At 72.6% G+C, this 20,177-nt stretch carries 18 protein-coding genes; 6 read left to right on the top strand and 12 right to left on the bottom strand.

What is annotated here, in order from left to right; translation table 11 throughout:
- Both OG218_RS26070 and OG218_RS26065 read right to left on the bottom strand, forming a co-directional pair.
- A complete protein-coding gene (locus OG218_RS26070) occupies positions 1 to 1,017 on the bottom strand; it encodes a TerC family protein (protein ID WP_328296130.1) in 1,017 nt (338 codons plus the stop codon).
- Positions 1,018 to 1,163: 146 nt separating this feature from the next.
- Positions 1,164 to 2,345: a PucR family transcriptional regulator gene (locus OG218_RS26065; protein WP_328296129.1), complete on the bottom strand. Its 1,182-nt coding sequence runs from the start codon at positions 2,343 to 2,345 to the stop codon at positions 1,164 to 1,166.
- A gap of 228 nt (positions 2,346 to 2,573) precedes the next feature.
- Between OG218_RS26065 and OG218_RS26060 the strand changes: the two genes are divergently transcribed.
- The 4 genes from OG218_RS26060 to OG218_RS26045 all read left to right on the top strand — a co-directional run bounded on the left by OG218_RS26060 (position 2,574) and on the right by OG218_RS26045 (position 6,525).
- The gene (locus OG218_RS26060; protein ID WP_328296128.1) at positions 2,574 to 3,860 is read left to right on the top strand and encodes a M15 family metallopeptidase; all 1,287 of its coding nucleotides are present in this window, start codon (positions 2,574 to 2,576) and stop codon (positions 3,858 to 3,860) included.
- Entirely contained in the window at positions 3,836 to 4,660 is an 825-nt protein-coding gene (locus tag OG218_RS26055; protein WP_328296127.1) for a glycerophosphodiester phosphodiesterase family protein, read from the top strand. The genes OG218_RS26060 and OG218_RS26055 overlap by 25 nt, the downstream gene beginning before the upstream one ends.
- Positions 4,657 to 6,021 (top strand): MFS transporter, encoded by a 1,365-nt coding sequence (locus tag OG218_RS26050; protein WP_328296126.1) that lies wholly within the window; start codon positions 4,657 to 4,659, stop codon positions 6,019 to 6,021. Before OG218_RS26055 ends, OG218_RS26050 begins: the two co-directional genes overlap by 4 nt.
- Positions 6,022 to 6,177: 156 nt before the next feature.
- Positions 6,178 to 6,525, top strand: a complete 348-nt coding sequence (locus OG218_RS26045) for an RNA polymerase-binding protein RbpA (RefSeq protein WP_328296125.1) — start codon at positions 6,178 to 6,180, stop codon at positions 6,523 to 6,525.
- A gap of 75 nt (positions 6,526 to 6,600) precedes the next feature.
- Here the strand turns inward: OG218_RS26045 and OG218_RS26040 are convergent, their stop codons facing one another.
- The 4 genes from OG218_RS26040 to OG218_RS26025 all read right to left on the bottom strand — a co-directional run bounded on the left by OG218_RS26040 (position 6,601) and on the right by OG218_RS26025 (position 11,735).
- Entirely contained in the window at positions 6,601 to 7,128 is a 528-nt protein-coding gene (locus OG218_RS26040) for an FxsA family protein (protein WP_328296124.1), read from the bottom strand.
- Entirely contained in the window at positions 7,125 to 8,780 is a 1,656-nt protein-coding gene (lnt, locus tag OG218_RS26035; RefSeq protein ID WP_328296123.1) for an apolipoprotein N-acyltransferase, read from the bottom strand. The genes OG218_RS26040 and lnt overlap by 4 nt, the downstream gene beginning before the upstream one ends.
- A 429-nt stretch (positions 8,781 to 9,209) precedes the next feature.
- Positions 9,210 to 10,751, bottom strand: a complete 1,542-nt coding sequence (locus OG218_RS26030) for an amidohydrolase (RefSeq protein WP_380162076.1) — start codon at positions 10,749 to 10,751, stop codon at positions 9,210 to 9,212.
- A gap of 126 nt (positions 10,752 to 10,877) precedes the next feature.
- Positions 10,878 to 11,735 (bottom strand): hypothetical protein, encoded by an 858-nt coding sequence (locus OG218_RS26025; protein WP_328296121.1) that lies wholly within the window; start codon positions 11,733 to 11,735, stop codon positions 10,878 to 10,880.
- A gap of 150 nt (positions 11,736 to 11,885) precedes the next feature.
- On the opposite strand from OG218_RS26025, the gene OG218_RS26020 reads away from it, so the two are divergent.
- Positions 11,886 to 12,824: a 5'-3' exonuclease gene (locus OG218_RS26020; protein WP_328296120.1), complete on the top strand. Its 939-nt coding sequence runs from the start codon at positions 11,886 to 11,888 to the stop codon at positions 12,822 to 12,824.
- Here OG218_RS26020 and OG218_RS26015 read toward each other — a convergent pair.
- Positions 12,809 to 13,624, bottom strand: coding sequence for a dienelactone hydrolase family protein (locus OG218_RS26015; RefSeq protein WP_328296119.1), 816 nt, complete (start codon positions 13,622 to 13,624; stop codon positions 12,809 to 12,811). The two genes, OG218_RS26020 and OG218_RS26015, sit on opposite strands and share 16 nt — an antisense overlap.
- Positions 13,617 to 14,432 (bottom strand): aldo/keto reductase, encoded by an 816-nt coding sequence (locus tag OG218_RS26010; RefSeq protein WP_328296118.1) that lies wholly within the window; start codon positions 14,430 to 14,432, stop codon positions 13,617 to 13,619. Before OG218_RS26010 ends, OG218_RS26015 begins: the two co-directional genes overlap by 8 nt.
- 51 nt (positions 14,433 to 14,483) lie before the next feature.
- On the opposite strand from OG218_RS26010, the gene OG218_RS26005 reads away from it, so the two are divergent.
- Complete coding sequence (locus OG218_RS26005; RefSeq protein WP_328296117.1) at positions 14,484 to 15,239, top strand: class I SAM-dependent methyltransferase; 756 nt, start codon at positions 14,484 to 14,486, stop codon at positions 15,237 to 15,239.
- A gap of 15 nt (positions 15,240 to 15,254) precedes the next feature.
- On the opposite strand, the gene OG218_RS26000 is transcribed toward OG218_RS26005, so the two are convergent.
- Genes OG218_RS26000 through tatA form a run of 4 tightly spaced genes read right to left on the bottom strand, consistent with a single transcriptional unit; the run spans position 15,255 to position 20,158 of the window.
- Positions 15,255 to 18,050 carry a DEAD/DEAH box helicase gene (locus tag OG218_RS26000; protein WP_328296116.1) on the bottom strand — a complete coding sequence of 932 codons (2,796 nt, stop codon included), beginning with the start codon at positions 18,048 to 18,050 and terminating at the stop codon, positions 15,255 to 15,257.
- A gap of 14 nt (positions 18,051 to 18,064) precedes the next feature.
- A complete protein-coding gene (locus OG218_RS25995) occupies positions 18,065 to 18,964 on the bottom strand; it encodes a diacylglycerol/lipid kinase family protein (protein ID WP_328296115.1) in 900 nt (299 codons plus the stop codon).
- 4 nt (positions 18,965 to 18,968) lie between these two features.
- Positions 18,969 to 19,838, bottom strand: coding sequence for a twin-arginine translocase subunit TatC (tatC, locus tag OG218_RS25990; RefSeq protein ID WP_328296114.1), 870 nt, complete (start codon positions 19,836 to 19,838; stop codon positions 18,969 to 18,971).
- Between the two features lie 32 nt (positions 19,839 to 19,870).
- Positions 19,871 to 20,158 (bottom strand): Sec-independent protein translocase subunit TatA, encoded by a 288-nt coding sequence (gene tatA, locus OG218_RS25985; protein WP_328296113.1) that lies wholly within the window; start codon positions 20,156 to 20,158, stop codon positions 19,871 to 19,873.
- Between the last annotated feature and the right edge of the window lie 19 nt (positions 20,159 to 20,177).

The raw sequence follows: 20,177 nt of genomic DNA, 5'->3' as shown, positions 1-20,177 counted from the left end.
TCAGTGCTTGTCGACCGGCTCCCCCGCGGGTTCGTCGGTGGACTCGTCGGTGGACTCCGGGGTGGAGGCCCCGTCCACCGCGGCCGGCGCCGGGTGGCGCAGGCTGAGCACGATCGCCAGCGTCAGCGAGATCACGATGACGCCGAGGCTGACCCAGGTCGGGATGTGCGGGATCGAGGGGCTGATGACCTCGTGCCCGGCCTGGAAGAACAGCTTCACGCCGATGAAGGCGAGGATGAAGGCCAGCGCCTTGCTGAGCAGGTGGAAGCGCTCGAGCAGACCGGAGAGCAGGAAGAACAGCGCCCGCAGCCCCAGGATGGCGAAGGCGTTGGAGGAGAAGACGATGAACGGTTCGCTGGAGACCGCGAGCACGGCCGGGACGCTGTCGACGGCGAAGATCAGGTCGGCGGCCTCGATGGCCGCGACGACGGCGAGCAGCGGGGTGCCGTAGCGCTTGCCGGCTTCCTTGATGAAGAACTTCGTGCCGTGGTACTCGTCCTTCAGCGGGATGACCCGCTTGAGCATCCGGACACCGATGTTGTTGCTCTGGTCGCTCTCCTCGCCGTCGTCGCCCTTGAGCATCTTCCAGGCCGACCACAGCAGGATGGCGCCGAAGACGAAGAGGATGACGGTGAAGCGCTCGACGACCGCGACGCCGACGCCGAGGAAGATGGCGCGGAAGATCAGGGCGCCGAAGACCCCGAAGAAGAGGACCCGGTGCTGGTACTCGCGGGGGACCTTGAAGTACCCGAAGATCAGCGCGAACACGAAGAGGTTGTCGACGGAGAGGCTCTTCTCCAGCAACCAGGCCGTCGTGTACTGGGTACCGGCGTCGACGCCGTAGGCCCAGAAGATGATGCCGCCGAAGGCCAGCGCGATCGCGACCCAGACGGTGCTCCAGATGGCCGCCTCGCGAAAGCCGATGACGTGGGCTCCGCGGTGGGACAGCAGGTCGATCGCCAGCATGACGACGATGACCGCGCCGAGCGCGAGCCAGGCCCACAGGGGGACGTTCAACCCCAGGTCCACTGCGATCTCCCGGTGTGTGAGGGTTCGTGGCGACGTTTGCCGCTTTCACCCATGATGACTGCCGGTAGATGGCAAAGCGGAGTCGAGAATTGGACGAGTTGGCGACTCTTCCTTGCCGACATCCGGCAGAGTCGTCAGGCGCGTTCCCCCGGCCAGCCCAGTGCGCGGGCGGCGAGCACGGCCGCCTGCAGCCCGAAGCGGTGCTCGGCGCGGGTCGCATCGATCCCGGTGAGGTCGCGCACCCGGGCCAGGCGGTAGGTGACGGCCCGCACCGACAGGTGCAACCGCCGCGCGGTCTCGGTCGCGTTGCCGCCGGAGTCCAGGTACGCCTCCAGGGTCGCCAGGACGGGTTCCACTCCCCCACGCACCTGGCGCAGCGGGGCCAGCGTCGACTCGACGAGGTCCTGGGCGACGCCCGGGTCGCGCAGCAGGACCTCGTGGACGAGGAGGTCGGCCGCGTCGGCCACCGGGTCCCCCGCCCCGAGGCGGCGGCCGAGCTCCAGGGCGCGGCGGGCCTGCTCGAAGGAGCCGACGACACCCGCGGCCCCCGCGGCCGGACGTCCGACGCCGGCGCGCCAGGCGGTGCGGTCGGGGGGACCGAGGACGTCGCGCAACCGCAGGACGACCTCGTCGACCGCGGCCCGGTCGGGGGCGGCGAAGACGACGACGAGGGCGCCGTCCTTGGTCGCCACGAGCGGGTCGGCGTCGGCGACGCTGCCCTGCAGGCGGCGTTCGACGACAGCCAGCTGGGGGCTGCCGTCGCGGAAGGGGGTCTGCGCGCGGACGACGGCGACGGCGTGCGGGCCGGTCAGCTCGAGGCCGAAGCGCGGGGCGCGGCGCAGCAGGCCGCTGACGTCGGCAGTGCCGGCCAGCAGGTCGTCGACGAATTCCCGGCGGTCGGACTCCTCCCGGCGCACGAGCTGGCGACGGGCGAGCTGGTAGCCCTCGGTGAGCGAGGCGACGGCGTCGTCGGTGGCCCGCAGGACGACCTCTCCGGCGGTCACGACCCCGTCCGGGTCCGCGTGCGCGGCGGCGACGGGCGGGAGGTGCCGCCACAGCCGCCACGCGGCGGAGAGGTAGAGGTCGAGCAGGGCGCGCAACGCCACGCCCGAGGTCGCGGCCCCTTCCCCGACGCTGCGGTAGCGGGCGGTGCGCGCGGTGGAGAGCCGTCGTCCTTCGACGACGGCACCCCAGACGGCGTCGAGGAAGTCGCCGAGCAGGGCGGGGTCGATGCCGCCCGCGTCGTCGGCCGCGGCACGGGCCACGGCGTCCAGGACGTGGCCGTCGGGGTGAGTCTCGGGGTGGGGCGCTGGCACCGCCGGATGATGGCACCACGGCGTCTGGAACGATGCGGAACGTGACGAATCATCATCCCTCCGGGTTGTGATGCTGGTCACGTTCGTTGTCCACAGCTACGTGTGGGTCCTCGTGGTGCCGAGGTTGCGGACGGTAGTGTCCGGCCCGACGGTCCGCACCGGACCTCCACACGACTCCGACGCAGCCACACCGGGCCAGCGCCCCCGACCACACTGGACGTGCACGACGTGCTCTCACCGCAGGCCCGCCCCGCCCGCCGCTCGCAGCGACTGCGCGCGACCCTGCTCCTGGCCGGAGCGGTGGTCGGCAGCAGCTGCCTGAGCCTGGGCGTCGTCGCGCCCGCGACGGCGGTCACCGTCACGCCCGCCTCCATCACCCCCATCTCCGTCGGGACCGACACGCCCTCCCCGCAGCAGCTCGCCGAGGCGCAGCGCCAGGCCGCGGCGTCCGCGGCGCAGGCCGCGCAGGTGCAGTCCCAGCTCGACGCGGCGCAGTCGCAGTTGGACGCCCTCGCGAAGCAGGCCAGCACGGCCCTGGAGAACTTCCAGCAGGCCGACGAGGCACGGCGGGCCGCCGTGGACCAGGAGGCGGTCCAGCAGGAGCGGCTGCGCCAGGCCGAGATCACCCTGGCCGAGGGCAAGAAGGACCTGGGGCAGTGGGCGGCGTCGTCCTACCGCGGTGGTGCGGGTGGGTTGCGGGAGTACTCGGGTCTGGTCGACGTCCTACGGGGCGGAGCGACCGACGACACCGCCAGCGCCCTCGCCTCGGTGAAGCGCATCGGCGACGGCCGCAGCAACGCCGTCGAGGCCTACGAACAGGCCCAGCGCGACCAGATCGACGCCACCCAGAAGGCCGCCGCCGCCCGCCTGGAGGCGCAGACCCAGGCCGACATCGCCACCTCGGCCAAGCAGCAGGCCGACGGTCTGCTCGCCCAGCAGCGCACGCAGGTCGCCGCCCTCGCCGTCCTGCAGAGCACCGCCGCCGGCACGGCGAACTCCGACGCCGAACGCGCGGCCAACCTGGCCACCGCGAAGGCCCAGGCCGACGCGGCCCTCGCCGCCGCCTCCTCCGGTGGCTACGGCGCGGTCGGCGACTGCAATACCGACATCAGCCTCGCCGGGTACGCGAACGGGCTCATCCCCCGCAGTGCCCTGTGCCCGTTGGCGAGTGCACCGAACCACGTCCTGCGCTCCGACGCGGCGAACGCGTTCGCGGCGCTGAACACCGCCTACGCCGAGGCCTTCGGCACCAACATCCCGGTCACCGACTCCTACCGGACGCTGGCCGAGCAGATCGACGTCAAGCAGCGCAAACCCGGACTCGCCGCGACGCCGGGCACGAGCCGTCACGGGTTGGGCATCGCCGTCGACCTCGGCGGTGGGATCCAGAACGCCGGCTCGCCGCAGCACCTGTGGATGGACCGCAACGCCGCCCTCTACGGCTGGATCAACCCCGCGTGGGCGCAGAACCGCGGTGGGCAGTTCGAACCGTGGCACTGGGAGTTCACCGACTGATGGTTCCCCGGCCGCCGGCCCGGCACGCGTTCTGCGCGTGGGAGGGACCGATCGCGATGGCCCACCGCGGCTTCTCCGCCACCCCTGAGCTCGCTGGGCTGGAGAACTCGCTGCCGGCCTTCGCGGCGGCGGTGGAGCTGGGGTACCGCTACCTGGAGACCGACGTGCGGGCCACGGCCGACGGTGAGCTGCTCGCCTTCCACGACGAGCGCCTGGACCGGGTCACCGACCTGCGGGGTGAACTGGCGAGGACGCCCTGGGCGCAGGTCCGCCGCGCCCGCATCGCCGGGCGGGAACCGGTCCCCCGGCTGGAGGACGTCCTGGGCTCGTTCCCGCAGGCCCGGTTCAACCTCGACGTGAAGACGACCTCGGCGATCCCGGGACTGGACGCGGTGCTGCGTCGGACGAGGGCGCACGGTCGGGTCCTGGTGACAGCGTTCGCGGAGGACCGTCGCCGGGCCGCGCTGACCGCCGTCGGCGGGGCCGAGGCGACGTCGGCGTCCTCGCGCTCCACCGCCCTGGCCCTGGTGGGGACCGGTCTGCGCACCCCGCCGCTGGTGCGGCGGGCCCTGGCCGGGGTCGACGCCGTGCAGGTCCCGGTGCGCCAGAACGGGGTCGAGGTGGTGTCCCGGCGCTTCGTCGACGCCGTGCACGGTGCGGGCGCGCAGGTGCACGTCTGGACCGTCGACGACGCCGTGCAGATCGGTGCTCTCCTCGACCTCGGGGTCGACGGGATCATCACCGACCGCGCCGACGTCCTGCGCGAGGTCCTGCTCGCCCGCGGTGAGTGGTCCTCGTGAGCACGACGCTCGACCCGGCCCTGGGGCGGGCGCGTCGTTCCTGGTACGTCTACGACTGGGCCAACTCCGCGTTCGTCACCACGACCCAGACGGTCCTGTTCGCGCCCTACCTCACGGTGCTGGCCCGCCGGGCGGCGTGCCCGGAGGCGCCGGACGGCTGCGCCCGCACCCTGTCCGTGCTGGGGTTGCCGATCGCCCCGGGTTCGCTGGCGCTCTACACGATCACCCTGGCGACGATCCTCGCGGCGCTGGTGCTGCCCTTCGTGGGGGCGCTGGCCGACCGCAGCCGTCACCGGCACCGCCTGCTGGCCGGTTTCGCCTGGGTCGGCGCGGCGGCCGGGACGGCGATGGTCGCGATGGGTGGGGACCGGTGGTGGCTGGGGGTCCTGCTGGCCCTCGTCGCGGTCGTCAGCCTGGTCTGCTCCCTGGTGGTCAACGACGCGCTGCTCTGCGACGTCGCGGCCCCGGAGGACCGCGACGAGGTCTCCTCGCGCGGGTGGGCCGCGGGCTACCTCGGGGGTTTCCTGCTGCTGGCGATCAACCTGCTGCTGGTGTCCACGCCGTCGACCTTCGGTCTCGACGACGAGTGGGCGGTGCGGGTCTCGCTGGCCTCGGCCGGGCTGTGGTGGGGACTGTTCACGTTCGTGCCGTTCTTCGGTCTGCGGCGGTTGCCGGCCCGCCCGGTGCTCGACCTCGCGCCCGGTGCGCAGGGGTCCCTGACGGCGCCGGTGCGCCAGCTGATCGCCACCCTGCGCGGGTTGCCGGCCCACCCCCAGGTGCTGCGGTTCCTGGTGGCGTACCTGATCTTCAACGACGGCATCCAGACCGTCATCGCGGCGGCGAGCGTCTACGGCCAGGAGGAGCTCGGCTTCAGCCAGGCGCAGTTGCTGACCACGATCCTGCTGGTGCAGGGCGTCGCGTTCCTCGGGGCGCTGCTCTTCGGCCGCCTCGCCGGTCGGTTCGGGGCGAAGCGGACCGTCATGGGTGGGCTGGGCCTGTGGACGGTGGTCGTGGTGATCGCCTTCGGGGTCCCACGGGGTGCGTTCCCGACGTGGCTGGGTCTGGCCGTGCTCATCGGAGTGGTACTCGGGGGGACGCAGGCCCTGTCGCGCTCGCTCTACAGCCGGCTGGTGCCGGTGGGGGCGGAGGCGGAGTACTTCAGCCTCTACCAGGCCGGCGAGCGGGGGACGAGCTGGCTGGGCACACTGGTCTTCGGGCTGGTCGCGCAACTGACCGGTTCCTACCGCCCGGCGCTGATGGCGTTGCTGGTCTTCTTCGTGGTGGGGGCGTTGCTCCTGTCGAGGGTAGATGTGGATGCCGGGGTTCAGCAGGCACGCCGAGGTACCGATCCAGTACGCTGAGTAACCAATCAACCTCGCTGCGCACATGACCTCCACACTCCGAGTGCGGAAGTCGCGGAACAGCGGGGGTCGTCACGGCGTTCAACCATCAAGTCCCCTTCACTCTCCCCGGACCGCGGGAGTAGCCGTGACGAGGGGGACGATGGGGAGGTCACTATGAGCGAGCGCAACCTGCGAGGGTCCCGCCTCGGAGCCGCGAGCCTCGAGAGCGAGTCCGGTGTCGAACCGGCCGAGCGCCAGATGGTCACGTACAACTGCCCCGAGGGGCACACGGTCGTGGTGCCGATGTCGCTGGAGGCCGACGTGCCTCCGTTGTGGGAGTGCCGCTGCGGGGCAGAAGCCCTGCGTGCGGACACCGACGCACCGGAGCGCAAGGCCGGCAAGCCGGCGCGTACGCACTGGGACATGCTCCTGGAGCGTCGCACCATCGCCGAACTGGAAGTCCTGCTCGACGAGAGGCTCGCGCTGCTCCGCAGCCGCGAACTGATCAAGCGCAGCGCCTGAGCCAGCGCGCACCACGAAGGCCGGTCCACCACCTGGTGGGCCGGCCTTCGTGGTGTCCGGAGCTGCCGGTCGGGGTCAGCGACCGAGTTCGCGCGGGTCCTCGACGACCTCACCGTCGACGATGTCGTCGTCCCGGACGACGTCACCCACGACGACCGCGCCCCCGGCCTCGCGCACGGCGCGTTCCACCCGGGTCCGCACCAGGCGGACGAAGAGGGCGCGCAGCAGCCGGCGCGTCGGCGGCAGGATGCACAGCAGGCCCACGACGTCGCTGATCAGGCCGGGCAGGATGAGCAGCACGCCACCGGCCCCCGCGAGGACGGCGTTGCCGACGACGCCGGGCTGCTGGCCGGGGACGGGCGCCCCGAAGGGCACCGACGCCGTCTGGCGGAACGCCGCCACCGCCCTGCGCCCGGCCCGGCGCAGCACGAGAGCCCCGCCGAACGTCTCGGCGACGATCAGCACGAACACCCAGCCACCGCCGACGAGGTGCCCGAGCTGGACGAGCAGCCAGACCTCCAGCGCCAGCAGCACCACCAGGCCCACCGGGATCCACGACGTCCAGCGGCGCCGGCGCACCGGGGGGAGGAAGGAGGCGCTCACGCCGACACCGGATCACCCGTGGGCGCGTCGGGGACCCGCCGCCGGGTGCCCCGGCCACGGCGGTCGGGCCGGGTGCCGCGGCGGGCGGTCAGCAGCAGGAGCAGCGCGAGGCCGCTCAGCACGTACTCGGGTCCGGCCCCGACCTTCGTCGCGATCGTCTCGGTGGAACGCAGCACAACATCTCCCTGGAGGACGTCCTGGGTGAACAACGTGCTCTCGTCGTGGGCCGTTCCGTCGGGGCTGATGATCGAGCTGACCCCGACCGTGGAGATCTGCACGACGGCCCGCCCGCTCTCCACGGCCCGCAGCCGCGACATCGCGAGCTGCTGGACGGCCTCACCGGAGTAGCCGAACGTCGCGTTGTTGGTCTGGACGACGAGGAACTGCGCGCCGGCCCGCACGGAGTCGCGGACGGTGTCGTCGAAGGCGACCTCGAAGCAGATGACGTCACCGACCCGGACGTCGTCCATCCGCAGCAGCCCGACGTGGTCACCGTGGACGAAGTCCCGGGTGACGAGGTCGACCTTGTCGCTGAACATCCGGAAGAAGGAGCGGTAGGGCATGTACTCCGCGAACGGGGCCGGTCGCTGCTTCACGTAGTGCCGGCTGTCGTCCTCGAGCGCCCCGGCGAGACCGTCCTGAGGGGTCACCACGATCCCCGTGTTGGAGACGAAGCGGCCGGGACCGTCGAGGACGGCCCCGACGAGCACGGGAGCGCCGATGGCGGCGGCCGCGGACTCGATGACGGCCTGCGCGTCGGCGTTCTCGTAGGGATCGATGTCGCTGGAGTTCTCCGGCCACAGCACGAGGTCCGGCTGCTGAGCCGTTCCCGCCCGGACCTCGGCCGCGAGGGCCTGGGTGGCACCGGCGTGGTTGTCGAGGACTGCGCGGCGTTCGGCGTTGAACTCCAGCCCGGCCTCGGGAACGTTGCCCTGGACCGCGGCGATGCGTCTGGTGCCGTCCTCCTCCCCCGTCGGGCGCGGGACGAGCGCGCCCGCCCAGGTGACCAGCACGGCCACGAGCAGGGACACCACCGCTGGACGCAGTCGTGGGGCGCTTCGCACCGCACCGAGGGGGGCGGGCAGACGGAACAGCGCGAGCACCGCGGAGGCCAGCAGCGCCCCGGCGAGGGCCGTCCCGAACGTCACTGCGGGCGAACCGCCCAGCGCGGCGAGCCCGAGGGTCGGGGAGTCGGCCTGGGAGAAGGCGATGCGCCCCCACGGGAACCCTTCGAACGGCACCCGCAGACGTGCTGCCTCCACGCCCACCCAACCGGCGGCGACAGCCAGCGGCGCCGTCCCCCAGCGGGCCCGCTGCAGGCGGGGCAGGAAGGTCCCCAGGACGGCGTAGAAGAGCGCACAGAGGATGGAGAGGGCCGACCAGGGGAGCAGGCCGACGTAGGTCCCGCTCCAGGCCAGCAGGGGGAACATGAACGCGAGGCCGAAGAGGAGGCCGGCCAGGAACCCGCGCCGCGCGCGCACCCCGTGGGTGGCCAGGCTCAGCAGGGCGATGCCCAGGACGGCGGTGGGCCACCATCCCGACGTCGAGAGGGACCCGGGGAACGCCGCCCACGTGGCGACACCACCCGCGAGGGCCAGCAGCAGCGCCACCGGCAGCTTCGCAGGAGCAGGATCGGCCGGTCGCACGCGCATCCCGCGAGGGTAAGCGAGAGAGGTGGGAACGGGGCCACCGCGGGTCGCGTCAGGTCGCGTCGAGTCGGGGCCGAACAACAGGTCGAGTCCGCGCGCCCTTCGTGCCGTCGCGCGCCCCGTCGGCCACGAGGTGCGTGCCGTTGTCTAGGGGTGCACGGACTCGACCCCGCCCACTCCGGTCGGTCAGCGCTCCACACGTCGTCGCAGGTGGTGCGGCTGAAACGGCGGTGGCGCGGCGCACCGATCGGTACTCCTCGTCGTGGACTGCACCTCAGAAGCTACTCAGCCGCCGCCTGCTGTCAACCTGCCCGTGACCTGCGACGACGTGCATCGCGGCAGGTCACACCCGACCCACGAGCAGCCACCAGCAGCCCTCGCCCGGCGTGTCGCCCGGCGTGTCGGACAACGGGTCGGACGACGGCAGGTGTCCTAGGACCGGTCGTGCACGACGACCCCGTCGACGACGGTCCGGCGACACACCGGCTCCGGCGCACCGGGCCCCAGGTCGGGCAGTCCCGGAGTCCCCGAACGGGCGTCCGTGCTCCACCCCGACAACCGACGGTCGGGAGCCTGCACCACGAGGTCCTGCACGTCCCAGACCGCGTAGGTCGCCGGTGCGCCCGGACGCAGGACGCCCGGGTGGCCCAGCCCCGCCAGCCGGTGACCGCCCCGCGTGTGGGCCAGGAACGCCGCCCGCACCGACACCGCCCGCGCCTCGTCGTGCCCGAACCCCGCCGCCCGCACCGCAGCCCACGGCGCGAACGGGGTCACGGGCGTGTCCGACCCGAACGCCAACGGCACCCCGGCCGCCGCGAACGCCGCGAACGGGTGGCTCGCCCGCACCCGCTCCACCCCGAGGCGGGTCTCGTACAACCCGCCCGGGCCGCCCCACCGCGCGTCGAACGCGGGCTGGACGCTGAGCGAGGTCCCGAACCGCGCCAACGCCGCCACCACCTCCGGCCCCGCCATCACCGCGTGCTCGACGCGGTGACCCGCCGAGGCCAGCGCCGGAATCCCCAGGTCACCCGCCACCGCCTCCAGCGCCTCCACGACCACCGCCAGCGCCGCGTCCCCGATGGCGTGGAACGCGGCCTGGACCCCCGCCCGGGTGCAGGCGTGCAGGTGGTCCCGCACGGCGCTCGCGTCCAGGTGCAGCGAGCCGCGGTGCCCGGGGGCGTCGGCGTAGTCGGCGCGCAACGCGGCCGTGCGGGAACCGATGGCCCCGTCGATCGTGAGATCGCCCCCCACCCCGGCGAGGCGCGCGCTCGTCCCCGCCAGGACCGCGGCGACCTCTTCGGGCGAAGCGACCCGGTGCGCGAGGTAGCCCACGACGTCCGGCAGGGCCTCGGCGTCCGAGAGCGCCTGCAGCGCCTCCAGGTCACCGGGCGGGGCGAGCCAGGGCCCGGACATCTCGTGGACCGTGCCGATCCCCGCGGCCGCCGCGGCCTGCAGGGCGGCCCGGCGGGCGGACTGCGCCGCCTGCGGGCTCAGCGCGTCCCAACGCGCCTCCAGCGCCGCGTGGTGGGCCTCCCGGCGCACCCAGCCGTCCTCGTCCCAGCCCTCCAGGCCGCGCAACGCCGCCGCCTGGGCCAACGACGTCGACACCAGAGCGCTGTGACCATCCACCCGAGACAGCAGGACCGGTACCCCACCGGCGGCCCGGTCGAGCTCGGTGCGCGTCGGGACCCGCCCGTCCTCGAAGCGGGACTCGTCCCACCCGAAACCGGCCAGCAACTCCCCCGGCCGCGCCCGGGCCGCCACCGCGTCCAGCAGGTCCCCCGCGCTGCGGACCCCCGCGAGGTCCAGCCCGGTCTCGCGCAGACCCGTCTCGGTGAGGTGCACGTGCGCGTCCACGAACGCCGGCGTGATCAACCGGCCGTCCAGCTCGACGACCTCGTCACCCTCCCGCGTCCACGCCGACGCGGCCTCCTCCGGCCCCACCCACGCGACCGAGGAGCCCTCCACGAGCATCGCCGTCGCGAACGGGTCGGCGGGTGAGTACACCGCCCCACCGCGGTAGAGCCGTCGGGTCGCACCAGCGCTGGGTTCCACGCGAGGCAGCGTAGGAGCCGCCCCGCGCGGGACCCACCGCAGGGTTCAGGCGCCCGCAGCCGCCGGCTCGCCCGCCAGGGCGCCCATGTTCGGGGCCTCCGTGACGCTGGCCGGGTCCGGAGCGGCCACGTCGACCGAGCTGCCCCAGTCGTAGTAGTCCATCGAGACGTTCAGCGTCGACCCCTCGACGGTGATCTGCTCGGTCATGCGCACCGGACGGTTCTGGTCGTCGACGTAGAGCGTGAACGGGATCGAACCCAGCTGCGCCGCAGCCTTCTTCGCCTCGTCGGTCTGCTGCTCGGCCGGAGCCAGCTCCAGGGCCTTCGTCGCGTCGATCGTCCCCGCGTACCCCTTCGCCTGCACCCCGCGCACGGAGATCTGAGCGACCTCCTTGACGCCGTCGGCGACACCCTGCAACTGCTCCAGCGACTTCGCCGGGTCCATCGAGGAGGTGTCCAGACCCGTCGCACCCAGCTGGTCCAGCGGCATCTTCATCCACTGCCCCTCGGCCGTCAGCGGTGCACCCGAGAGGTACGCCACACCGTCGACCATCCGGAAGGTCAGCTTCGACCCCCCGGCCTCGGCGGGCAGCGACATCGTCATCTCGAAGGCGTTCTTGGCGATGTCGAACGCGCCGTCACCCGAGAAGTTCAGCGCCTGCCCGGAGGCGGTGCCGTCCATCGTGAAGGAGAACTTGCCGCTCCCGGCCTCCTTCGACTGCACCGAGGAGGCCTTGACGACCTGCATCGCGGTCAGTTCGGTCGCGGGCGAGGACGTGGCGGTCGTCGGCTTGCTCGCGGAGTCGTCACCGCCACCACACGCCCCCAGACCGAGAGCGAGCACGGCCGCGCCGCTCACGGCCAACGTGCTGATCCGACGACGGCGACGGGTGCTGGTGTTCATGGAAGGTCCCCCCTGGTCGGGCTGTGACTTCGGTGTGGATTCGATTCCCACCCTCACAGCTTGACCCGTCCGGCGCTCGTCGGCGTCACCCATCCGGACCGAACCTCCACGACATCCGACGGACCCCACCCACCCCCTACGGTGAGGCTCATGACGTCGTCGACCGGGGCCCCCGCGCAGAAGCTGATGCTGATCGACTCCGCCTCGCTCTACTTCCGCGCCTTCCACGGCGTCCCCGAATCGATCACCGCCCCCGACGGGACCCCCGTCAACGCCGTCCGCGGGTTCCTCGACTCCATCGCCCACCTGCTCACCACCTACCGCCCCACCCGGCTCGTCGCCTGCTGGGACGACGACTGGCGCCCCGCCTTCCGCGTCGAGGCCCTGCCCTCCTACAAGGCCCACCGCGTGGCCCCCGACGGTGGCGAGGAAGCCCCCGACCTGCTGCTCCCCCAGGTCGACGTCATCGTCGACGTCCTCGCCGCCCTCGGCCTCACCCGCGTCGGCGCCCCCGGCTACGAAGCCGACGACGTCATGGCCACCCTCACCGTCCGCTCGAAGGACCCCGCCGACGTCGTCACCGGCGACCGCGACCTCTTCCAGCTCGTCGACGACGACCTCGGCGTCCGCGTCGTCTACTGCGGCAAGGGCGTCCGCAAGGCCGACCTCGTCGACCAACCCTGGCTGCACACCAAGTACGGCGTCAGCACCGGCCAGGCCTACGCCGACATGGCCGTCCTGCGCGGCGACCCCTCCGACGGCCTCCCCGGAGTCCCCGGCATCGGCGAGAAGACCGCCGCCGCCCTGGTCAACCGCTACGGCGACCTCGCCGCCCTCCTCGCCGCCGCCGACGACCCCACCACCGGGCTCTCCCCCGGCCAGCGCCGCAAGCTCCTCGACGCCCGCGACTACCTCACCGCCGCGCCCGTCGTCGTCAACACCGCCCGCGACGTCCCCCTCCCCGACCTCGACGACACCCTCCCCCGCGAACCCGCCGACCTCGACGCCCTCGGCGCGCTCGTCCACCGCTGGGGCATCCAGTCCAGCGTCGAGCGCGTCCTCACCGCCCTCGTTCAGTCCCGCGACTGAACCAGGCGCTCCCGCAGGAAACCCACGACCTGCCCCCGCGCCTCGAACGCCGGATGACCCGGGCGCTCGCGGACCTCGTGGGTGAGGACGGAGTGGGCGCCCTTCGAGAACCCGCCGGGGTTGCCCGGCCCGGAGTCGAGTTCGATGACCCGGAACGCCTCCCCGAGGCGGGCCGAGATCGTCGCGAAGCGCGCCGCGGGGACGGCAGCGTCGCGGGTGAAGCGCAGACCCAGTGCGCACACCGAACCCGTCGCGGCGCGTTCGGCGATCCGGTCCAGCTCCGCCGGGCTCGTCGCCGGGTCGGCCCGGTGCCTCCTCGACACGGGAAAGGGCAGGGCCGGTTGGCTCAGGACGGCGGCGCCCACGGAGTCGTCGACGGCCGCGGCCAACGCGAAACCTCCCGTGAAGCACATCCCGATGACCCCCACGCCCCGGCCCGGCGTGCGACCGGCGAGGTCGGAGGCCAGGGCGCGGAGGAAGTCGGTGAAGGGCCGGTGCGCCCCGAGCGCGAAGGCGCGGAACTCGCTCGCGACGCACAACCTCGCCACCGTCGCCGCGACGTAACCGGTGCTCGCCACCCGCCCGGGCGTCCCGAACGGCGAGGGCACGACGACGGTGAACCCCTCCGCCACCAGGTGGTCGGCCAAGCCGGCGACCTCGGGCGTGAATCCGGGGATCTCCGGGACGAGCACGACCCCGGGACCCTGGCCCCGTTCGTAGCAGTCGTAGGTCTGGCCCCCACCGGTGAACGGACTCCGGGCCCAGTCCTGCACCCTCCCGACCGGGGCGGTGTCAGTCACGGTGCAGCGCGTCCAGGACCGTGAGGTCGGCGGCGGAGATCTCGAAGTCGAGGTCGGCGTTCTCCGCGATGCGCGAGGGGGTCGTGCTCTTCGGCAGCGGCAGGACGTCCTTCTGCAGCAGGTACTTCAGGCAGACCTGCGCGACCGTGCGGCCGCAGTTCGCCGCGACCGCCGCGATCGCCTCGTCGTCGACGAGACCACCGGTGGCCAGCGGGGAGTACCCCTCGACGAGGATCCCCCGCTCCTTGCACCACGCCGTCGTCTCGTCCTGGGTGTTGCCGATGAACCAGCGGATCTGGTTCACGTGCGGCAGCACGCTCGTCGCGGCGGTCAGCGACTCCAGGTCGGCCACGGAGAAGTTCGAGACGCCGATGGAACGGGCCCGTCCGGAAGCGTGGATCTCCTCCAGCGCCGTCCAGACCGCGATGTTGCCCTCGCGGCAGTCCTTGCCCATCTCGCTCCAGGGCCACGGAGCGTGGACGAGGTAGAGGTCGACGTGGTCGAGCTGCAGGTCGGCCAGGGAGGCCTCGAAGCTGGCGAGGGCCTCGTCGTGGTCCTTGATCTCGGCGGGCAGCTTCGTGGTGACGAAGACGTCCTCGCGGGCCAGGCCGCTGTCGCGCACGGCGCGGGCGACGCTGGCCTCGTTGCCGTAGGCGCGGGCGGAGTCGACGTGGCGGTAGCCCGTCGTCAGCGCCGTCGCGGTGGCGTCGTAGGCGGCGTCCCCGTCGGGGATCTGCCAGGTGCCGAACCCGACCTGGGGGATCTCGACGCCGTTGGAGAGGGTGAAGGTGTCCGTCAGTGTGCTCACGCGCTCAGGCAACCACACGCTCCCCGCAGGTGCGCGGGCGTACCGTCCAGCATGGCCTTCGACGTCGCCGCGGACTACGACCGGTTCATGGGCCGCTTCGCCGTCCCCCTCGCCCGGCGGACGCTGACCGCCCTGGGACCCCGGCCCGGTCAGCGTGCCCTGGACGTCGGGTGCGGTTCCGGCGCCCTCACCGCGGAACTCGTCGGCGCGCTCGGTGCGCCGGCCGTCGCTGCCGTCGACCCCGCCCCGGAACCCGTCGCCGCGGTCGCGCGACGTCTCCCCGGCGTGGACGCGCGGGTCGCCGCGGCGGAGTTCCTCCCCCACGACGACGAGACCTTCGACCTCAGCGTCGCCCAACTCGTCGTGCACTTCATGGCCGACCCGGTGGGTGGGCTGCGGGAGATGCGCCGGGTGACCCGTCCCGGCGGACGCGTCGCGGCCAGCGTCTGGGACTTCGGCGGGCAACGCAGCCCGCTGACCACGTTCTGGACGGCGGTGCGCAGCCTCGACCCCGCGGCCCGGGGCGAATCCGGCCGGGCCGGGAGGGGGCAGGGCGAACTCGCAGACCTCTTCCGGGGTGCCGGTCTGCAGCCCGACCTCGACGACGAGCTCACGGTCGAGGTCGGCTACGACTCCTTCGACGCGTGGTGGGAGTCCTACACCCTCGGCGTCGGGCCGGCCGGGGACCACGTGGCCCGGCTGGGGCCCAGCGCCCGAGAGTCCCTGCGCCGGCGGTGCGCGGAACTCCTCCCCCACGGGGCGTTCACGGTGGAGGCCACCGCCTGGTTCGTCACCGCACCCCGGTGAGGGCCCCGGGACGGCTCAGGTCAGGGAGGTGTGGGCGACGACCCCGCGGCGCACCGCGTCGACGGCGTCCCGCGCCGCCTTGCGCACTCCGGGCTCGGTGGAGGCGATGCCGATCTGGTCCAGCAGGTCGACGAGCTGCTTGCACCGCCGCACGAAGTCGCCCGCGGCCAGGTCCGCCTCGCGGAGGACCTCGTCGAGGCGGTGCCCGCTGGCCCAGCGGTGCACGGCCCAGGCGAGCCCGGCGTCGGGCTCGCGGGTCGCGGGCACCTTGTGGTGGTCCTCGCGGTCGGTGAGGTCGCTCCACAAGCGGTGGGTCGTGGCGATGGCCGCCTCGACCTTGCGCGGGATGCGGTCGGGGCGTCCGCCCTCGTCGCGGCGCGACTCGTGGACCAGCGTCGAGACCGCGGCCGCGAGGTCGGGGGCGCTCAGCCCCGTCCACGCGCCGTGGCGCAGGCACTGGGCGACGAGCAGGTCGGTCTCGGCGTTGATCCGGCGCAGCGTGCGCCCCTCGTCCGTGACGGACAACCCGTCCGCCCCGAGGTAGTCCAGTTCCGCCAGCAGGTCGCAGACCCGGTCGAAGGTTCGGGCGATCGTGCCCGTGCGGCCCTCGATCTTGCGCTGCAGACCCTGGGTGTCGTGGCGCAGCTTCTCCTCGCGCACCGCCCAGCGGGCGTGCTCCTCGCGTTCGGCGCAGCCGTGGCAGGGATGGGCCTTCAACCGGTCGCGCAAGGTCGCCAGTTCCCGGTCCTCACCCGCCGTCGACGTCCGGCGGTGGCGCGGGACGTCGCCGCCCCCGACCTCGGCCAGGGCGTTGCGCAACGACGACGCCAGGTCGCGGCGTTCCTGCGGGGACCGCCAGTTGAAGTTCTTCGGGATCCGCACCCGCGTCACGGGTTCCACGGCACCGGAGAACTCAGCGGAGTCGATGGTCCGGACCTGGCGGTCCTGGCTGAGGATGCGCGGGGACGGCCCGTCGAACCCCTTCCCGGGCAGCAGGTCCAGGACGACGCCGAACGTCGCGCGCCGCCCGCCGGGGAGCTTCACCACGTCACCGCGGGACAGGCCCTCGATGGACTCGCGGGCCTCGCTGCGCCGCGCCGCGACCCCGGAGCGGGAGAGTTCCTTCTCGCGCTCGCTGATGGCCTGGCGGAGCGCGAAGTACTCACCGAAGTCGCCGAGGTGGCAGGTCATCGCCTCGGTGTAACCGCGCAGCGCCTCCTGCTGAGACCGGATCTTCTGCGCCTGCCCGACGACGGCCCGGTCAGCCTGGAACTGCGCGAAGGAGGTCTCCAGGATCTCGCGGGCCCGTTCGCGGCCGACCTGCTGCACGAGGTTCACGGCCATGTTGTAGGTCGGCCGGAAGCTGGAACGCAGCGGGAACGTGCGCCGCGAGGCGAGACCGGCGACGGCCTCGGGGTCGGTCTGGTTCGACCACAGGACGACGGCGTGGCCCTCGACGTCGATCCCGCGCCGCCCCGCGCGACCGGTCAGCTGGGTGTACTCCCCCGGCGTGATGTCGACGTGGGTCTGCCCGTTCCACTTCACCAGGCGTTCCAGGACGACGGAACGGGCCGGCATGTTCACGCCGAGCGCGAGGGTCTCAGTCGCGAAGACGGCCTTGACGTAGCCGGCCGCGAAGAGGTGCTCGACGGTCTCCTTGAACACCGGCAGCAGCCCGGCGTGGTGGGCGGCGAGTCCGCGTTCCAGCCCGTCCAGCCACTCCCAGTACCCGAGGACGGCGAGGTCGGAACTGGGGATCTCCGAGCAGCGCTCCTCGGCGATCGCGCGGATCGCCCGGCCCTCCTCGGGCGTGGTGAGCCGCAACCCCCACGCGACGCACTGCTGGACGGCCGCGTCGCAGCCCGCACGGCTGAAGATGAACGTGATGGCCGGTAGCAACCCGGCCTGGTCGAGGGTGTCCAGGATCTGCGCGCGCGAAGCGGGACGGCCGACCCCGGAGGGGCGGTGACCGCCCGGGCCGGGCCGCTGCTGGCTCCGGCGCCGACCGCGACCACCCGGTCCGGCGAGCCAGTCGGACCGGACCTGCTGGCGCGACATCGCGACGAGCTCGGGGTTGACGATGGCGCCCGGCACGAGCGACCCCTCGTCACCCTCCAGGGCCTCGCCGTCGGGATCGGTGAAGAGGTCGTAGAGCCGGGTCCCGACGGCGAGGTGCTGCCAGAGCGGGACCGGCCGGTGCTCGGACACGACGATCTCGGTGTCCCCGCGCACGGTGTCCAGCCAGGCGCCGAACTCCTCGGCGTTGCTGACCGTCGCCGACAGCGAGACGACCAGCACCTCCGAGGGCAGGTGGATGATCACCTCTTCCCAGACGGCGCCGCGGGAACGGTCGGCGAGGTAGTGGACCTCGTCCATCACGACGTAGCCGAGGCCGTCGAGCAGCGGGCTGTCCGCGTAGAGCATGTTGCGCAGGACCTCCGTCGTCATGACGACGACGGGTGCCTCACCGTTGACGGAGTTGTCACCCGTGAGCAGGCCGACGGCGGCGGAGCCGTGGCGCTCGACGAGCTCTGTGTACTTCTGGTTGGACAGGGCCTTGATGGGCGTCGTGTAGAACGCCTTGCGACCGGTCTGCAGCGCCAGGTGCGCCGCGAACTCCCCGACGACGGTCTTGCCCGCGCCGGTGGGAGCGGCGACGAGGACGCCGCGACCTGCTTCCAGGGCCTGGCACGCCTGCAGCTGGAAGCCGTCGAGCTCGAAGCCCACCGTGCTCGCGAACTGCGCCAGCTCGGTCCTGGAATCTTCGGTGCGACGGCGCGCTGCCGCGTAGCGTTCCGCGGGGCTCGCCATGGGCTGACAGTACGTCAGCCGAGCACCCGCAGCGCGCCCGGCACCACGGTGCAGGTGACGGGGAGGTGCCCGAACGGTTCGCCGTCGGCGTGGGGGTGCGGCTGCGCTGCGCCGGGGAGGACCTCGAGGGTGACGCTGCGGACCCGGTGGACGTGGACGGCGGGCAGCTTCAGGTGCGCACCCCGGCGAGCCCGGGGGAAGAGCTGCAACGCGGCGATCGGCGGCAGGCGGTCGACGACGACGACGTCGAGGAGCCCGTCCGTCGGGTCGGCGTCGGGGGCCATGAGGATGCCGCCGCCGTAGCTGCGGGTGTTGGCGACGGCGACGAGCAGGCACTCCTGGTCGACGGTGGTGCCGTCGAGGGTGATCCGCATCGGCAGCCCCCGGACGACGGCGAGCTCCCGCACCGCGGCGAGGGTGTAGCGCGCGGGCCCGCGCGGCCAGCGCCAGGAGTTGGCACGTTCGTTGATGAGGGCGTCGACCCCGGAGGCGAGGATGCTGCCGAACCAGTGCGACCCCACCCGCACGGCGTCGACCGTCCGCGACCGGCCCTCGTGCAGGGCCGTGGAGACGAGCTCCGCCGAACGCACCGGATCACCCAGCGGGAGGTCGAGCCCGCGGGCGAGGTCGTTGCCGGTGCCGGTGGGGACGATGCCCAGGGCGGTCGACGTGCCGGCGACGGCCTCGAGGCCGGCGTGCACCAGACCGTCGCCCCCGACCACGACGAGGGCCTCGAACTCGCCGGCTCGCTCGCGCGCGGCGCGAGCGGAGGAGGCGAAGTCGATGCCCGAGAGGTCGGTCACCGGGTGACCGAGGTGCTGCAGGGTCGAGAGGACGTGCGCACCTGCGACACGGCCGACCCCGCGACCCGCCGTCGGGTTCACGAGGAGGCCGACCCGCCCCCGAGAGGTCATCGGGTCAGATGGCGCTGGCTTCGTCGTCGCTGAGGTTCGTGTAGTCCGGCTCGTCGGAGTTCTTCGAACGGCGACGGTCACTGAGGAGACAGATGACCGTGGCGACGGCGAAGAGGATGAGCAGTGGGCAGGCGAGCAACAGCATCGTCGTGATGTCGGACGTCGGCGTCACGATCGCGGAGAAGAGGAAGCTCAGGAAGACGCTGATGCGCCACTGCTTCAGGATCGCCTTGCCGGACAGCAGGTGGGCGAAGTTGAGCCCGACCAGGACCACCGGCATGAGGAACCCGACGCCGAAGGCCAGGATGATGCGCATCGTGAAGCTGAGGTAGATCGAGGAGTCGATGACGTTCGACCCGTTCTCGGGGGTGAAGTCGATGAGGAACCGGACTGCGTTCGGCAGAACGCTGTAGGCGATCCCCGCCCCGAGGAGGAACAGTGGCACCGCAGCGGAGATGAACCCCACCGCGTAGCGACGTTCCTTCCGGGTCAGCCCCGGCGTGATGAACGCCCAGAACTGCCACAGCCAGAACGGACTGGAGGCGATGACACCGACCCAGATCGCACCCTTGATGGCGAAGTCGAAGGCAGACCCGACCTGACCGAAGTTGATGCTGACGTTGCTCAGGTTCTTGGCCGCCGCAGCCTTGACCAGCGGGTCCTGGATGAGACCGAAGATCCCGCCGTGGAAGCTGGGCAGACCCCAGAACGGCTCGTTCCACCCACGCCACAAGAACCAGCCCAGCACGCTGCCGATCAACAGGGCGATACCGGCCTTGACGGCGCGGTTGCGCAGCTCCTTCAGGTGGTCCATGAGGGGCATGCGCCCCTCGGGATCCTTGGAGGAGCGTCGTCGGACAGTGGTGACGGCCATGTCAGGGATGCGATCTCAGGCGGTGCGGCGGGTCAGGACGCGCGCGTCTGGTGCTCGGACGCCGCCTTGGCCTGCGCCTCTTCGGCGGCCAGCTTGGCTTCGAGGGCCGTGGGTTCGGAGTCGAGGCCGGCGGCGGTCGGAGACTTCGTGGTCTCCTCCTTGCCGTCGTTCTTCATCTCCTTGACCTCGGACTTGAAGATGCGCATCGAGCGGCCGAGGCCACGCGCGGCGTCGGGCAGACGCTTGCTGCCGAACAGCGCGATGATCAGCACGACGAGGATGACGAGCACCCAGGGGTGGTCGACGAGGTTGCGGAACATCAGTCCTCCAGGGTTGGAC

It is taken from the genome of Kineococcus sp. NBC_00420 (genome assembly GCF_036021035.1).
In the GTDB taxonomy this organism is placed as follows: Bacteria; Actinomycetota; Actinomycetes; order Actinomycetales; family Kineococcaceae; genus Kineococcus.
Note: the sequence above shows the minus strand (reverse complement) of the source record. Positions and strands in the feature narration are given on the sequence as shown.

Excerpts from the sequence above, each read along its gene's own strand:
- OG218_RS26045 (WP_328296125.1), top strand. The coding sequence starts at position 6,178 with ATGAGCGAGCGCAACCTGCGAGGGTCCCGCCTCGGAGCCGCGAGCCTC.
- lnt (WP_328296123.1), bottom strand. The coding sequence starts at position 8,780 with ATGCGCGTGCGACCGGCCGATCCTGCTCCTGCGAAGCTGCCGGTGGCG.
- OG218_RS26030 (WP_380162076.1), bottom strand. The coding sequence starts at position 10,751 with ATGCTCGTGGAGGGCTCCTCGGTCGCGTGGGTGGGGCCGGAGGAGGCC.
- OG218_RS26025 (WP_328296121.1), bottom strand. The coding sequence starts at position 11,735 with ATGAACACCAGCACCCGTCGCCGTCGTCGGATCAGCACGTTGGCCGTG.
- OG218_RS26020 (WP_328296120.1), top strand. The coding sequence starts at position 11,886 with ATGACGTCGTCGACCGGGGCCCCCGCGCAGAAGCTGATGCTGATCGAC.
- OG218_RS26005 (WP_328296117.1), top strand. The coding sequence starts at position 14,484 with ATGGCCTTCGACGTCGCCGCGGACTACGACCGGTTCATGGGCCGCTTC.
- OG218_RS26000 (WP_328296116.1), bottom strand. The coding sequence starts at position 18,050 with ATGGCGAGCCCCGCGGAACGCTACGCGGCAGCGCGCCGTCGCACCGAA.
- OG218_RS25995 (WP_328296115.1), bottom strand. The coding sequence starts at position 18,964 with ATGACCTCTCGGGGGCGGGTCGGCCTCCTCGTGAACCCGACGGCGGGT.
- tatC (WP_328296114.1), bottom strand. The coding sequence starts at position 19,838 with ATGGCCGTCACCACTGTCCGACGACGCTCCTCCAAGGATCCCGAGGGG.
- tatA (WP_328296113.1), bottom strand. The coding sequence starts at position 20,158 with ATGTTCCGCAACCTCGTCGACCACCCCTGGGTGCTCGTCATCCTCGTC.